The 13417-nt window shown below is 70.1% G+C and carries 7 protein-coding genes; all 7 read left to right on the top strand.

The window, feature by feature from the left end:
* Positions 1 to 17: 17 nt before the first annotated feature.
* The 7 genes from yicI (at position 18) to ACTJKJ_RS16755 (ending at position 13413) form a co-directional block, all read left to right on the top strand.
* The gene (yicI, locus tag ACTJKJ_RS16785; RefSeq protein ID WP_440821124.1) at positions 18 to 2288 is read left to right on the top strand and encodes an alpha-xylosidase; all 2271 of its coding nucleotides are present in this window, start codon (positions 18 to 20) and stop codon (positions 2286 to 2288) included.
* Positions 2288 to 4123 (top strand): glycoside hydrolase family 9 protein, encoded by a 1836-nt coding sequence (locus ACTJKJ_RS16780; RefSeq protein ID WP_440821123.1) that lies wholly within the window; start codon positions 2288 to 2290, stop codon positions 4121 to 4123. Before yicI ends, ACTJKJ_RS16780 begins: the two co-directional genes overlap by 1 nt.
* Positions 4124 to 4287: 164 nt before the next feature.
* Positions 4288 to 5544: an ROK family protein gene (locus ACTJKJ_RS16775; protein ID WP_440821122.1), complete on the top strand. Its 1257-nt coding sequence runs from the start codon at positions 4288 to 4290 to the stop codon at positions 5542 to 5544.
* On the top strand, positions 5541 to 7025 hold the full coding sequence (gene xylB, locus ACTJKJ_RS16770) for a xylulokinase (protein WP_440821121.1): 1485 nt from the start codon (positions 5541 to 5543) through the stop codon (positions 7023 to 7025). Before ACTJKJ_RS16775 ends, xylB begins: the two co-directional genes overlap by 4 nt.
* A gap of 101 nt (positions 7026 to 7126) precedes the next feature.
* Positions 7127 to 8443 carry a xylose isomerase gene (gene xylA / locus ACTJKJ_RS16765; protein ID WP_091727597.1) on the top strand — a complete coding sequence of 439 codons (1317 nt, stop codon included), beginning with the start codon at positions 7127 to 7129 and terminating at the stop codon, positions 8441 to 8443.
* 149 nt (positions 8444 to 8592) lie between these two features.
* On the top strand, positions 8593 to 11631 hold the full coding sequence (locus tag ACTJKJ_RS16760; protein WP_440821120.1) for a TonB-dependent receptor: 3039 nt from the start codon (positions 8593 to 8595) through the stop codon (positions 11629 to 11631).
* Positions 11632 to 11712: 81 nt separating this feature from the next.
* Positions 11713 to 13413 carry a GH35 family beta-galactosidase gene (locus ACTJKJ_RS16755; protein WP_440821119.1) on the top strand — a complete coding sequence of 567 codons (1701 nt, stop codon included), beginning with the start codon at positions 11713 to 11715 and terminating at the stop codon, positions 13411 to 13413.
* The last annotated feature ends 4 nt before the right edge of the window (positions 13414 to 13417 follow it).

Raw genomic sequence — 13417 nt, 5'->3', positions numbered from 1 at the left:
AGACGAGAAGGATCCCCATGAAGTTCACCGACGGGCAATGGCTGCTGCAGCCTGGCGTCTCGGCCCATTACGCCACCGAGACCTATGCCGTGGACGTCCACGACGACCGCGTGGTGCTGCTGGTCACCACGCGCCCCATCAAGCACCGCGGCGACACGCTGCAGGGCCCGACGCTGACCGTCACGCTGCGCTCGCCGCTGCCGGGCGTGATCCGCGTCAGCGTCGAGCACTTCAGCGCCTCGCAGGCGCCGCGCCTGCACGTGCCCATGGTCGGCGCGACCTCGCCGGCGCTGCAGGTCACCGAGACCGACAAGCTGGTGACCGTCACCTCCGGTCCGCTGTCGGTCGACGTCAAGAAGGGCGAGGGCTACGGCCTGACCTTCCGCGAGGGCGACAAGGTGCTCACGCGCAGCGACTGGCGCTCGCTCGGCTACCTGCAATGGGCCGGCAAGGCCAACTACGTCCATGAGCAGCTGACGCTGGCGGTGGGCGAGTACGTCTACGGCCTGGGCGAGCGCTTCACGCCCTGGGTCAAGAACGGCCAGACCGTCGAGAACACCAACAAGGACGGCGGCACCGCCTGCGAGCAGGCCTACAAGAGCGTGCCCTTCTACCTGAGCAGCCGCGGCTACGGCGTGCTGGTCAACGAGGCGGGCCCGGTGTCTTTCGAGGTCGCGTCGGAGAAGACCTCGCGCGTGCAGTTCAGCCGCGAAGGCGAGACCCTGGACTACTGCGTCGTCGCCGGCCCCACGCCCAAGGCCGCCGTTGCGCGCCTGACCGAGCTGACCGGCCGCGCGCCGCTGCCGCCGGCCTGGACCTTCGGGCTGTGGATGACGACCTCGTTCACCACCCAGTACGACGAGGCCACCGCCACCCACTTCATCGACGAGATGGCGCGTCGCGAGCTGCCGCTCAGCGTCTTCCACTTCGACTGCTTCTGGATGCGCGAGTTCCAGTGGTGCGACTTCGAATGGGACCGCCGCGGCTTCCCCGATCCCGAGGGCATGCTGGCCCGCCTGCGCGCCAAGGGGCTGAAGATCAGCCTCTGGATCAACCCCTACGTCGCGCAGCGTTCGCCGCTCTTCGCCGAGGGTGTGCGCGAGGGCTACTTCATCAAGCGCGCCAACGGCCTGACCTGGCAGACCGACCTCTGGCAGCCCGGCATGGCCATCGTGGACTTCACCAACCCCGCCGCCAAGGCCTGGTACCAGGGCCATCTGCGCCGGCTGCTGGCGATGGGCGTGGACTGCTTCAAGACCGACTTCGGCGAGCGCATTCCCGACAAGGATGTCGTCTACTTCGACGGCTCCGATCCGGTCGAGATGCACAACCTCTACGCGCTGCAATACAACGAGGCCGTCTTCGAGCTGCTGCAAGAGGTGCAGGGCAGCGACGCGGTCGTCTTCGCGCGCTCGACCTACGCATCGGGCCAGCGCTTCCCGGTGCACTGGGGCGGCGACTGCTGGTCCAACTTCGAATCGATGGCGGAAAGCCTGCGCGGCGGCCTCTCGCTGACGTCCTGCGGCTTCGCCTTCTGGAGCCACGACATCGGCGGCTTCGAGGGCAATCCGCCGCCGGCCGTCTACAAGCGCTGGATCCAGTTCGGCCTGCTGTCCTCGCACAGCCGGCTGCACGGCAGCAGCTTCTACCGCGTGCCCTGGCTGGTCGACGAGGAAAGCTGCGTGGTGCTGCAACGCTTCACGCGCCTGAAGCACCAGCTGATGCCCTACCTCTACGCGACCGCGATCGCCGCGAGCGAGACCGGCGTGCCGACGATGCGCGCGCCGGTGCTGGAGTTCCCGGACGATCCGGCCTGCGCGACCCTGGACCGCCAGTTCCACCTGGGCGACGCGCTGCTGGTGGCGCCGGTGTTCACCGACAGCGGCGAGGTCGACGTCTACCTGCCGGCGGGCCGCTGGACCCACCTGCTCAGCGGCGAGGTCGTCGACGGCGGCCGCTGGCGCCGGGAGACGCATGACTTCATGAGCCTGCCGCTCTACGTCGCGCCGAACACCGTGCTGCCCTGGGGTCAGGAAACCGAACGCCCGGACTACGACTACGCGCGCGGCGTGGTGCTGCGGGTCTTCGCGCTGGACAAGGGCGCGACCGCGCCCTTCGTGGTCGCCGCGGTGGACGGCACGATCGCGGCCCGCGGCACGGTGACCCGCGACGGCGAGGGCTATCGCGTCCGTATCGTCGAGGGCGCGCTGCAGGACTGGGCGATCGAGGTCGACGGCGTGCGCAGCCCGGTGCAGGCCGGCCCGTCGCTCGACTGGAGCGCCCAGTAATGCGCACCCGGACCTTGGCCGTGCTGGCGGGCCTGGCGATCGTCGGCATGGGCGCCACCGCCGTGTACGCGCAGGCCGGCGACGCCACGAAGACGCCGGCCGCGACGGACACGAGCAAGGCCGCCGCCACGCCTCGCATCGAGGTGAACCAGGTCGGCTACCTGCCGGCCGCTGCCAAGCGAGCCACCGTGCCCGCCGGCGCGGCCAAGCGCTTCCAGCTGATCGACGCCGACAGCGGCCGGGCCGCCTGGACCGGGCCGCTGGGCGCCGCCGCGCTGTGGGCGCCGTCGCGCAGCCAGGTCCGGATCGCCGACTTCAGCGCGGTGACGAAACCGGGCCGCTATCGGCTGCGGGTCGCGGGCCTGCCCGACTCGGATCCGTTCACCATCGGCCCGGGCGCCTACGACGCCCTGGCCGCCGGCGCGATCCGCGCGTTCTACTTCAACCGCGCCGGCATCGCGCTGACGCCGGACCTGGCCGGCCCCTTCGCCCGCCCCGCCGGCCATCCGGACACGCGCGTGCTGATCCATGCCTCGGCCGCCGGACCGAAGCGCAAGACCGGCGACGTCATCAGCAGCCCCAAGGGCTGGTACGACGCTGGCGACTACAACAAGTACATCGTCAACTCCGGCATCACCGTCTACACGCTGCTGGCCAGCTACGAGCAGATGCCCGACCGGATGCGGGCGCTGAAGGTGGGCCTGCCCGAAAGCGGCAACGGCCTGCCGGACGTGCTCAACGAGGCGCTCTGGAACCTCGACTGGATGCTGACCATGCAGGATCCGGACGATGGCGGCGTCTATCACAAGCTGACCAATCCGGGCTTCGACGGCGTCGTGATGCCGGACGCGGCCACGACCTCCGGCGATCGCGTCGTCGTGCAGAAGAGCACCGCCGCGGCGCTGGACTTCGCCGCGGTGATGGCCGTCGGCAGCCGCGTGTTCAAGGACTTCGAGCAGCAGCGCCCGGGCCTGTCCGCGCGCATGCTGGCCGCCGCGCGCGCCGCCTGGGGCTGGGCGCAGGCGCATCCCGATGCGATCTACCGCCAGCCGCCGGACATCCACACCGGCGACTACGGCGATCCGACGCTGGACGACGAGTTCGCCTGGGCCGCCGCCGAGCTCTACATCACCACCGGCGACGAGGCCTTCTACGCCGCGATGAAGCCGGCGCAGACCACGATGACGGTGCCGTCCTGGGGCGACGTGCGCGGACTGGCCTGGATGTCGCTCGCGGCCCACCGCGACCGGCTGGGCCCCGCCGCGGACCGCGCGCTGATCGAGCGCCGCGTCCGTGAGCTGGCCGATGCGCTGGTCGCCAAGGGCAAGGCCTCCGCCTGGGGCGTGGCGCTCGAGGAGAAGGACTTCAACTGGGGCAGCAACTCCAATGCGCTGAACCAGGCCATGGTGCTGCTGCAGGCCGATCGCCTGGACGCCGCACGCCCGCCCGCGGCCGACACCGGTACGCGCGCCGGCCGGCGCGCCGGACCCACCGTCAGCGCCTACCACCAGGCGGCGCAGGGCCTGCTCGACTACGTGATGGGCCGCAACCCGATGGGCCTGTCGATGGTGACCGGCTTCGGCACCCGCTCGCCGATGCATCCGCATCACCGACCCTCGGAGGCCGATGGCGTGGTCGCGCCGGTACCGGGCTTCGTCGTCGGCGGGGCCAATGCCGGCCAGCAGGACCTCAAGGGCTGCCCGGTGCCCTATCCCTCGCCGCTGCCGGCGCTGTCGTATCTGGACCACTTCTGCAGCTACGCCAGCAACGAAGTGGCCATCAACTGGAATGCGCCACTGGTCTACGTGGCGGCGGCCCTGGGCGCGCCACGCTGAGGGGCCGATGCGGAGGGGCTCGTCGCCCCGCCGCATCGATGTTTTCGGGCCCTAGGTGTTTTCCTGCTCTTTATTCGTTCGGCGCCCCAACTAATATCAATGCCATGGACACGCGATACGCGATACGCGTGGACCTCTAAAAAACAGACAAGGAGACGACGCGCATGCAACCCGACGCCAGTGGTGGCCAACAGCTGTTGAAGTCCATCAACCGGATGGCCCTGGTACGCCACCTGTGCGTGCATCCCGGCCTGTCCCGGGCGGACCTGGCGCTCGAGGTGGGCCTGACCAAGTCGACGATCACCAGCCTGGTGCGCGAGCTGATCGCCGAGGGCTGGCTGATGGAAAGCAGCGTCGTGGCCACCGGTGACCTGGGCCGGCGCCCCACCCCGCTGTTCATCAGCCCGGACCGGCTGCTGATGCTGGGCGCCGAGGTCGGCATCGACGGCGTGCGCGTGGTCGCCACCACGCTGACCGGCGAGGTGCGCGCCCGCGCCGTGTCCGCCTACGGCGCCAGCCGCAGCGCCAAGGCCTGCCTGGGCGTGCTGGCGACGGTGCTGCTGAAGGTGCGGGCGCAGCTCGATCCGTCGCAGCGCATCATCGGCATCGGCGTCGGCCTGCCCGGCGGCGTCGACGAAGCGCGCGGCGTGCTGAACTTCGCACCCAACCTGGGCTGGCACGACCTGGCCGTCGGCCAGCTGCTCAGCGAGAAGCTCGACGGCGGCCCGCTCTCCGGCATCCCGCTCTACCTGCAGAACGAGGCCGACGTCGCCGCGCTCGGCGAGATGGAATTCAACGCCGGCGCGCCCGCCGATCCGCTGCTCTACCTCTCGATCAACCAGGGCGTCGGCGCCGGCGTGATCGTCGGCGACCGGCTGCTGACCGGCGCGCGCGGCTTTGCCGGCGAGATCGGCCACATGATCCTGCAGATCGACGGCCCGCTCTGCTCCTGCGGCCGGCGCGGCTGCGCCGAGGCGCTGATCGGCATGCGCGCGATGCTGCGCCCGGACGAAGCCGCTGAACTCGGCCCGCACTCCCTGCCGGACATCCGCGGCCGCCTGGTCGACGGCGACCGCAAGACCGCCAAGGCCGTCGAATCGGCCGGCCGCTACCTGGGCGTGCTGCTCCAGAACCTGGCGACCGCCTACGACCCGGCCTGCATCGTGCTCGGCGGCAGCGTCGTCGAACTGGGCGACGCCTTCCTCGATCCGGCGCTGACCACGCTCAATGACTACGCCGCCGCCGCCGGCCTCTCGCCGACGCCGGTCCGCACCTCGCGCTTCGGCGCCGACGCGGTGGCCGCCGGCGCCGCGGCGCTGGCCCGTCATCGCGTCACCCGCCCGCAGCTGCCGACCATCGGCGTCGGGCGCGCCAACGCCCCGGCCGACGGCGAAGGCCAGGACCAGGAAGCCGCACTGTGAGCCGCGACGACACCTTCCTCGGCATTGACCTCGGCACCTCCGAGCTCAAGCTGCTGCTGATCGACGGCAGCGGCGCCGTGGTGGGCCGCGCGGCCGCGCCGCTGACCGTGTCGCGGCCCGCGCCGCTGTGGTCGGAACAGGATCCGGCCGACTGGTCCACCGCCACCACCCGCGCGATCGAGCAGCTGCGCGGCAGCGCGCCGGCCGCCTTCGCGCGGCTGCGCGGCATCGGCCTGTCGGGCCAGATGCACGGCGCCGTGCTGCTCGACGGCCAGGACCGCGTGCTGCGCCCGGCCATCCTCTGGAACGACGGCCGCAGCCACGCCGAGTGCGACGAACTCACCGCCGCCGCGCCCAAGCTGCACGCCATCGCCGGCAATCTCGCGATGCCCGGCTTCACCGCCCCCAAGCTGCTGTGGGTGCGCAAGCATGAGCCGGAACGCTTCGACCGCGTCCGCAGCGTGCTGCTGCCCAAGGACTACCTGCGTCTGCTGCTGACCGGCGAGAAGGTCAGCGATCCGTCCGACGCCGCCGGCACGCTGTGGCTGGACGTGGCGCGCCGCGACTGGTCCGATGAACTGCTGGCCGCCACGGGCCTCACGCGCGCGCACATGCCGCGGCTGGTCGAGAGCAACGCGCCCTCCGGCGTGCTGCGCGCCGAGCTGGCCGACGCCTGGGGCGTCGCCCGCGACGTGGTCGTGGCAGGTGGCGCTGGCGACAACGCGGCCAGCGCGATCGGCATCGGCGCCACCGCGCCGGGCAGCGGCTTCGTGTCGATGGGCACCTCGGGCGTGCTGTTCGTCGTCAACGACCGCTTCCGCCCGAACCCCGCCTCCGCGGTGCATGCCTTCTGCCATGCGCTGCCGCAGCGCTGGCACCAGATGAGCGTGATGCTGACGGCCGCCAGCGCGCTGCGCTGGTTCTGCCAGCTCAGCGGCACGACGGAGGCTGAACTGCTCGAGGAGATCGAGGCGCTGGGCGAGGACGACCTCGCCGCCGCGCCGCTCTTCCTGCCTTACCTGGCGGGCGAGCGCACGCCCCACAACGACCCGTTCGCGACCGGCGCCTTCCATGGTCTGACGCACGAGACGCGCCGCGCGCATGCCGGCTACGCGGTGCTCGAGGGCGTGGCCTTCGGCATGGCCGATGGGCTGGCGGCGCTGCGCGCGGCCGGCACCGACGTGACGCAGCTCTCCATCGTCGGCGGCGGCGCGCGCAGCCGCTTCTGGGCCCAGCTGATGGCCGACGCACTGGGCGTCGAGATCGTCCGCCATGCCGACGCCGATGCCGGTGGCGCGCTCGGCGCCGCGCGCCTGGGCCGCATGGCGGCCGGCGCCGGCGTCGACGAGTCCTGCCCGCCGCCCCCGATCACCGACCGTTGCACGCCCTCGCCCGCGCGGCAGGACGTGCTCGCCCGACGGCTCGCCGTCTTCCGATCCCTCTACGCGCCCTTGCGCGCCCTGCCGTCGCTCCGGACTTGAGTCCGGACGCTCCGTCGCCTTGAATCAATGAATCAGCCCGCGCGCCCGGCCAGCCATGGCCCGGCCCCGGCCCCGCAACGAACCGCTCCGCAGTCAGTCCCATGAACAGCTACTTCTCCCACATCGCGCCGATCCGCTACCAAGGCCCCGCCACCGACGAAGCGCTGGCCTTCCGCCACTACGACAAGGACCGCATCGTCCTGGGCAAGACCATGGCCGAGCACCTGCGCTTCGCGGTCTGCTACTGGCACAGCTTCTGCTGGAACGGCCTGGATCCGTTCGGCGGCGGCACCTTCGAGCGCCCCTGGTTCCAGGGCGGCTCGCCGATGGAGCTGGCCCGCCAGAAGGCCGATGCCGCCTTCGAGTTCTTCGAGAAGCTGGGCGCGCCCTACTACTGCTTCCACGACCGCGACGTCGCCCCCGAGGGCGCCACGCCCAAGGAAAGCCACGACAACCTGCTGCGCCTGGTCGACGTGCTGGGCGAGCACCAGCAGCGCACCGGCATGAAACTGCTGTGGGGCACCGCCAACCTGTTCAGCCACCGCCGCTTCATGGCCGGCGCCGCGACCAATCCGGATCCGGAGCTCTTCGGCCTGGCCGCGCTGCAGGTGCGCGACGCGATGGACGCGACGATGCGCCTGGGCGGCGAGAACTACGTGCTGTGGGGCGGCCGCGAAGGCTATGAAACCCTGCTCAACACCGACATGGGCCGCGAGCTCGACCAGATGGGTCGCTTCCTCAACATGGTCGTCGAGTACAAGCACCGCAAGGGCTTCAAGGGCACCATCCTGCTCGAGCCCAAACCGCGCGAGCCCTCCAAGCACCAGTACGACTTCGACAGCGCCACCGTCTACGGCTTCCTGACCCGCTACGGCCTGGAGAAGGAAGTCAAGGTCAACATCGAGGCCAACCACGCGACGCTGTCGGGCCACAGCTTCGAGCACGAGATCGCCACCGCCGCGGCGCTGGGCATCCTGGGCAGCATCGACATGAACCGCGGCGACCCGCAGCTGGGCTGGGACACCGACCAGTTCCCCAACAACGTGCCCGAGCTGGCGCTGGCGATCTATCACATCCTGCAGGCCGGCGGCCTGGGCAGCGGCGGCTTCAACTTCGACGCCAAGGTGCGCCGCCAGTCCATCGACGCCGAGGACCTCTTCCACGGCCACGTCGGCGGCATGGACGTCTGCGCCCGCGCGCTGCTGGTGGCCGAGCAGATGATCGTCGACGGCCGCCTGGCCGCCCATGTCTCGCAGCGTTATGCCGGCTGGGACACGCCGGCGGCGCGCGAGATCCTCGATGGCCGCGTGCCCCTGGACCAGCTCGCCGATCGCGTGCTGGCCCGCAACACCGATGTCGCGCCGCGATCCGGCCGGCAGGAGTACCTGGAGAACCTCGTCAACCGTTTCGCCGGCTGAGCGCCGGCGGCGGCGGACCGCGTCGTCCAGCGGTCCCCGCCGATCCCCGATCCCGACCGTCCTTCCCCGTTCCCGAGCCCGAGCAGTCCACCTCCCCGCCCGAGGTCACGCCATCAGAGCGGACCCGCACCTAACAGACTGGAGACATCATGAGCAATCGCCAACGGACCGCCGTATCCGTCGCCGCCGCGCAGGCGGCCGTCCTCCTCGGTGGCCTGGCCGCCGGCATCGCCTTCGCCCAGACGGCGCCCGCGCCCGCCCCCAAGCCGGAGCCCAAGCCCGAAGCGCAGATCGAGACCGTGGTCGTCTCGGGCAAGCGCGCCGCGCTGAGCTCGGCCCAGAAGATCAAGCAGAACTCCGACGAGATCGTCGATTCCATCGTCGCTGACGACATCGGCAAGCTGCCCGACCGCTCGGTCACCGAGGTGCTGCAGCGCATCGTCGGCGTCACCATGGACCGCACCATGGCCAAGGGCGACCCGGAGCACTTCTCGGTCGAAGGCTCCGGCATCAGCATCCGCGGCCTGACCTACGTCCGCTCCGAGATGAACGGCCGCGATTCGTTCTCCGCCAACGGCGGCCGCTCGCTCAACTTCGAGGACGTGCCGCCCGAGTTGATGGCCGCGGTCGACGTCTACAAGAACCCCTCCGCCGAGCAGATCGAAGGTTCGATCGGTGGCCTGGTCAACTTGCGCACCGCGATGCCGTTCGACTTTGACGGCCTCAAGACAGCGTTGTCGCTGCAGACCACCTACTCGGACCTGAAGGAGAAATCCTCGCCGAGCGTCTCCGGCATGGTGAGCAACCGCTGGAAGACCGACCTGGGCGAATTCGGCGCGCTGGTCAACATCGCCAGCTCGCGCAGCGGCACCCGCACCGACGCCTTCCAGGTCGAGCCCTACTACCCGCGCACCGACGCGGTGGTCGGCCAGGACCCCAACACGACGCTGTGGATCCCGAAGGGCTCGCAGTGGCGCACGCTGGAATTCGACCGCAAGCGCCAGGGCCTGTACGGCGCGCTGCAGTGGAAGAAGGACGACGTCGACTCCAGCCTGACCTACTTCCGCAGCAAGTATCGGATGCAGTGGGACGAGCGCGCCATCTTCGCACAGTCCGACCCCTACAAGCTGCAGGTCGCCAACGGCGAGTTCGGCAAGAACGGCCAGCTGCTCTACGGCACGCTGACCAACAACGATGGCTCCGGCATCAACTTCGGCGCCGACACCCGCAGCGCCTATCGCAACTCCGAGACCCAGGACCTGGCCTGGAAGCTGAACTGGCGCGCCAATGACCAGTGGTCCTTCTCGTCGGACCTGCAGTACATCCGCGCGACCACCGACAGCTTCGACTCCACCGTCGCCACCGGCGTGCAGATGCCCGAGGAGACCATCGACCTGCGCAGCGGTCGGCCGCAACTGATCTTCAGCGACGCGCAACGCGCGGCGCTGGTCGATCCGGCCAACTACTACTGGGCCTTCACGATGGAGCACAAGGACAAGTCCAAGGCCACCGAGAAGGCCTGGAAGGGCGATGCCCGCTACAAGTTCAAGGACGAAGGCTTCCTGCAGGACCTGCGCTTCGGCGTGCGCTTCACCGAGCGCGACGCCACCACCACCAACACGGTGCCGGGCTACAACTGGTCGCCGATCTCGCAGCCGTGGCAGATCGGCTGGGACATCAACCACCTGGCCTTCCTGAACGATCCGCGCTTCAGCGCCGATACCTACGTCCACAACTTCAACAACTTCTTCAGCGGCAAGGCCTCGGTGCCGTCGCTGATCTTCCCGACGGTCTCCACCACCTCGGGCTATCCGGACAGCTACGCCGCGCTGCACAAGTACCACGACATCCTGTGCGCCGAGCAGCATGGGGGCGACACCTCGGCCTGCGCGCCGTGGACGCCGGCCTCCTTCGGCACCGACCCCTCCGGCACCAACAAGCAGCGTGAGCGCACGCAGGCCGCCTTCGCGCAGCTGCGCTTCGGCATGGACGACTGGAAGTACCCGGTGGACGGCAACATCGGCCTGCGCGTGGTGCGCACCGAATCGCGCGCCGACGGCTACACGGTCTTCACCAGCAAGCAGGTGCCCAGCGGCGCCACCGGCGTGCCGGTGCCGGTGATCCCGAACTTCTCGGAAGCCGGCACCTTCAACAACAGCTACACCGACGCGCTGCCCAGCCTGAACCTGCGGATGAAGGCCAGCGAGAAGCTGCAGTTCCGCTTCGCGCTGGGCAAGGGCATCTCGCGGCCCGACTTCAGCCAGCTGCAGGCCTACACGACGATGTCGCAGGACTTCACCTCGACGACGGTCAACGGCCAGACGGTGGTGAGCAACGTGACGCAGACCGGCACGGCCTCGGGCAACCCGATGCTCAAGCCGATCAAGTCGACGCAGGGCGACATCACGGCCGAGTGGTACTTCGACCGCACCGGCTCGCTGACCTTCGCGGCCTTCCACAAGCAGCTCAAGGACATCATCCTCAACCAGACCTTCGTCAAGCAGATCCCCGACGCCACCGGCGCGCTGCAGAACTTCGTCACCACCGGCCCGATCAACGGCGCCAAGGGCCGCGCGACCGGTTTCGAGCTCGCCTTCCAGACCTACTTCGACAAGCTGCCGGGCTGGCTGGCGGGCTTCGGCATCCAGGCCAACTACACCTACGTCGACAGCAAGACCAAGCTGTACGACCCGGTGGGCAGCGCCTACTGCTCGGGCGGCAACTCGGCGTCCAACCTCAACCTCAACCTGAACGGTTGCGACACCGACGGCCGCACCTTCGGCAACCTGCCGCTGCAGAACCTGTCGAAGAACGCCTACAACCTGGCGCTGCTGTACGACCGCGGCGACATCTCCGCGCGCCTGGCCTACAGCTGGCGCTCGAAGTACCTGCAGGCGGTCAATGTCAACGGCACGCAGGGCGGCGACGGCACCGACACCAACCCCGACAGCAGCACCAACGGCCAGCGCAACGTGGCCTGGGGCCTGCCGGTGTGGGCCGATGCCTACGGCCAGCTGGATGCGGGCGTGTACTACAAGTTCAACGACCACGTGACCTTCGGTCTCGAGGCGCAGAACCTGACCAACGCGACCTACAAGCAGCTGATGCAGCAGCACATCGGCACCATGGGCCGCGCCTGGTTCGACACCGGCCGCCGCTACACGCTCACCGCCCGGATGAGCTTCTGAGGCCCTGACGCCTCGTTCCCTCCGCCCCGGCTGCGGCGCCCGCGCGCCCGGCCGGGGCCGTCAAGGAAAGGACTGTCCCGGATGACGCCCCGCTCCCGCCCCGCCTCCCGTGTCCGCGCCGCCGTGCTGGCGACGCTCGCGGCCCTGACCGCCGCCCTCGCCGGCGCAGCCGCCGCCGCGGAGCTGCCGCGGCTGGTCGAGCGCGAGGGCCGTCATGCGCTGCTGGTGGACGGCAAGCCCTTCCTGGTGCTGGGCGCGCAGGTGCACAACTCGAGCAACTCGGTCGAGGCGCTCCAGCAGGTGTGGCCGGCGGTGGCCGATGCCAAGGCCAACACCGTCGTCGTGCCGGTGGCCTGGGAGCAGGTCGAGCCCGTCGAGGGCCGTTTCGATTTCTCCTTCGTGGACGCCCTGCTCGCGCAGGCGCGCGAACGCGGCGTGCGGGTCGCGCTGCTGTGGTTCGCGACCTGGAAGAACACCAGCCCGCAGTACGCGCCGGCCTGGGTCAAGCTGAACAACACCCGCTTCCCGCGCATGCTCGATGCGCAGGGCAAGCCGAGCTACTGCCTGTCGCCCTTCGGTGCCGAGACGCTGGCGGCGGACAAGCGCGCCTTCGTCGCGCTGATGACCCACCTGAAGCAGGTGGACGAGGCGCAGCGCACCGTGATCATGGTGCAGGTGCAGAACGAGGTCGGCACCTACGGCCTGGCGCGCGACCACGGCGCCGTCGCGAATCGCGCCTTCGCCGCGGACGTGCCGGCCGAGGTGCTGCGGCTGCAGAAGCCCGACCCCGCGCTCCACGGCAAGGCCGCCAAGGCTGACAAGGCCAGGGGCGCCTGGTCCGCCGTCTATGGCGACTACGCCGAGCAGTACTTCCACAGCTGGGCGATCGCGCGCTACATCGGCGAGATCGCCGCGGCCGGCCGCCAGGTCTACGACCTGCCGATGTTCGTCAACAACGCGCTGCGCGACCCGCTGGCGCCGATGGCGCCGTGGAAGTCGGACTTCGCCAGCGGCGGCCCGACCCACGACGTGATCGGCATCTACAAGGCCGCCGCGCCGAAGATCGACATCGTCGGCCCCGACATCTACATGCCGGAGTCGGCCAAGGTCGAGGCCATCCTGGGCCAGTTCCAGCGGCGCGACAACGCGCTGTGGGTGCCGGAGATCGGCAACGCCGAGACCTACGCCCGCTACCACTACGCGATCCTGGGTCGCGGCGCGATCGGCGTCGCGCCCTTCGGCGTCGACTACGCCGACTACAGCAACTACCCGCTGGGTTCGCCCTACACCGACCGCCGCATGACCGCGCCGATCGCCGCCGTCTACGGCAGCTTCGCGCCGATGGCCTCGCAGTGGGCGCAATGGTCGCTGGAAGGCCGCACGCACGGCGTGGCCGAAGGCGACGACCGCCAGCCACAGACGGTCGCGCTCAAGGGCTGGACCGCCAAGGTCAGCTTCGGCGAATGGCAATTCGGCGAGCGCAGCTGGCCGCAGCTGAAGGACGAGGTCCCGCCCTCGGCCGCGAAGCCGTCCGGCGGCGTCGCCATCGCCCAGATCGGCGACGACGAATTCATCGTGACCGGCCAGCGCGCCCGCGTGCGCTTCGAGGGCGATGCGTCGTTCAAGGGACTGGGCACGATGCTGATCCACGCGCAAGAAGGCCGCTTCGGCCCGGACGGCCGCTGGACCACCACGCGCAACTGGAACGGCGACCAGGTCGACTGGGGCCTCAACTTGCCGGCGACGCCCACGGTGCTGCGCGTCAAGCTCGGCCGCTACTGATCCT

This window comes from Roseateles sp. 22389, assembly GCF_052044995.1.
In the GTDB taxonomy this organism is placed as follows: domain Bacteria; phylum Pseudomonadota; class Gammaproteobacteria; order Burkholderiales; family Burkholderiaceae_C; genus Roseateles.
This window is presented reverse-complemented; position numbering and strand designations above follow the sequence as displayed.

Bases quoted from the DNA above. Each gene is read 5' to 3' on its own strand.
- yicI (WP_440821124.1), top strand. From the start codon at position 18: ATGAAGTTCACCGACGGGCAATGGCTGCTGCAGCCTGGCGTCTCGGCC.
- ACTJKJ_RS16780 (WP_440821123.1), top strand. From the start codon at position 2,288: ATGCGCACCCGGACCTTGGCCGTGCTGGCGGGCCTGGCGATCGTCGGC.
- ACTJKJ_RS16775 (WP_440821122.1), top strand. From the start codon at position 4,288: ATGCAACCCGACGCCAGTGGTGGCCAACAGCTGTTGAAGTCCATCAAC.
- xylA (WP_091727597.1), top strand. From the start codon at position 7,127: ATGAACAGCTACTTCTCCCACATCGCGCCGATCCGCTACCAAGGCCCC.
- ACTJKJ_RS16760 (WP_440821120.1), top strand. From the start codon at position 8,593: ATGAGCAATCGCCAACGGACCGCCGTATCCGTCGCCGCCGCGCAGGCG.
- ACTJKJ_RS16755 (WP_440821119.1), top strand. From the start codon at position 11,713: ATGACGCCCCGCTCCCGCCCCGCCTCCCGTGTCCGCGCCGCCGTGCTG.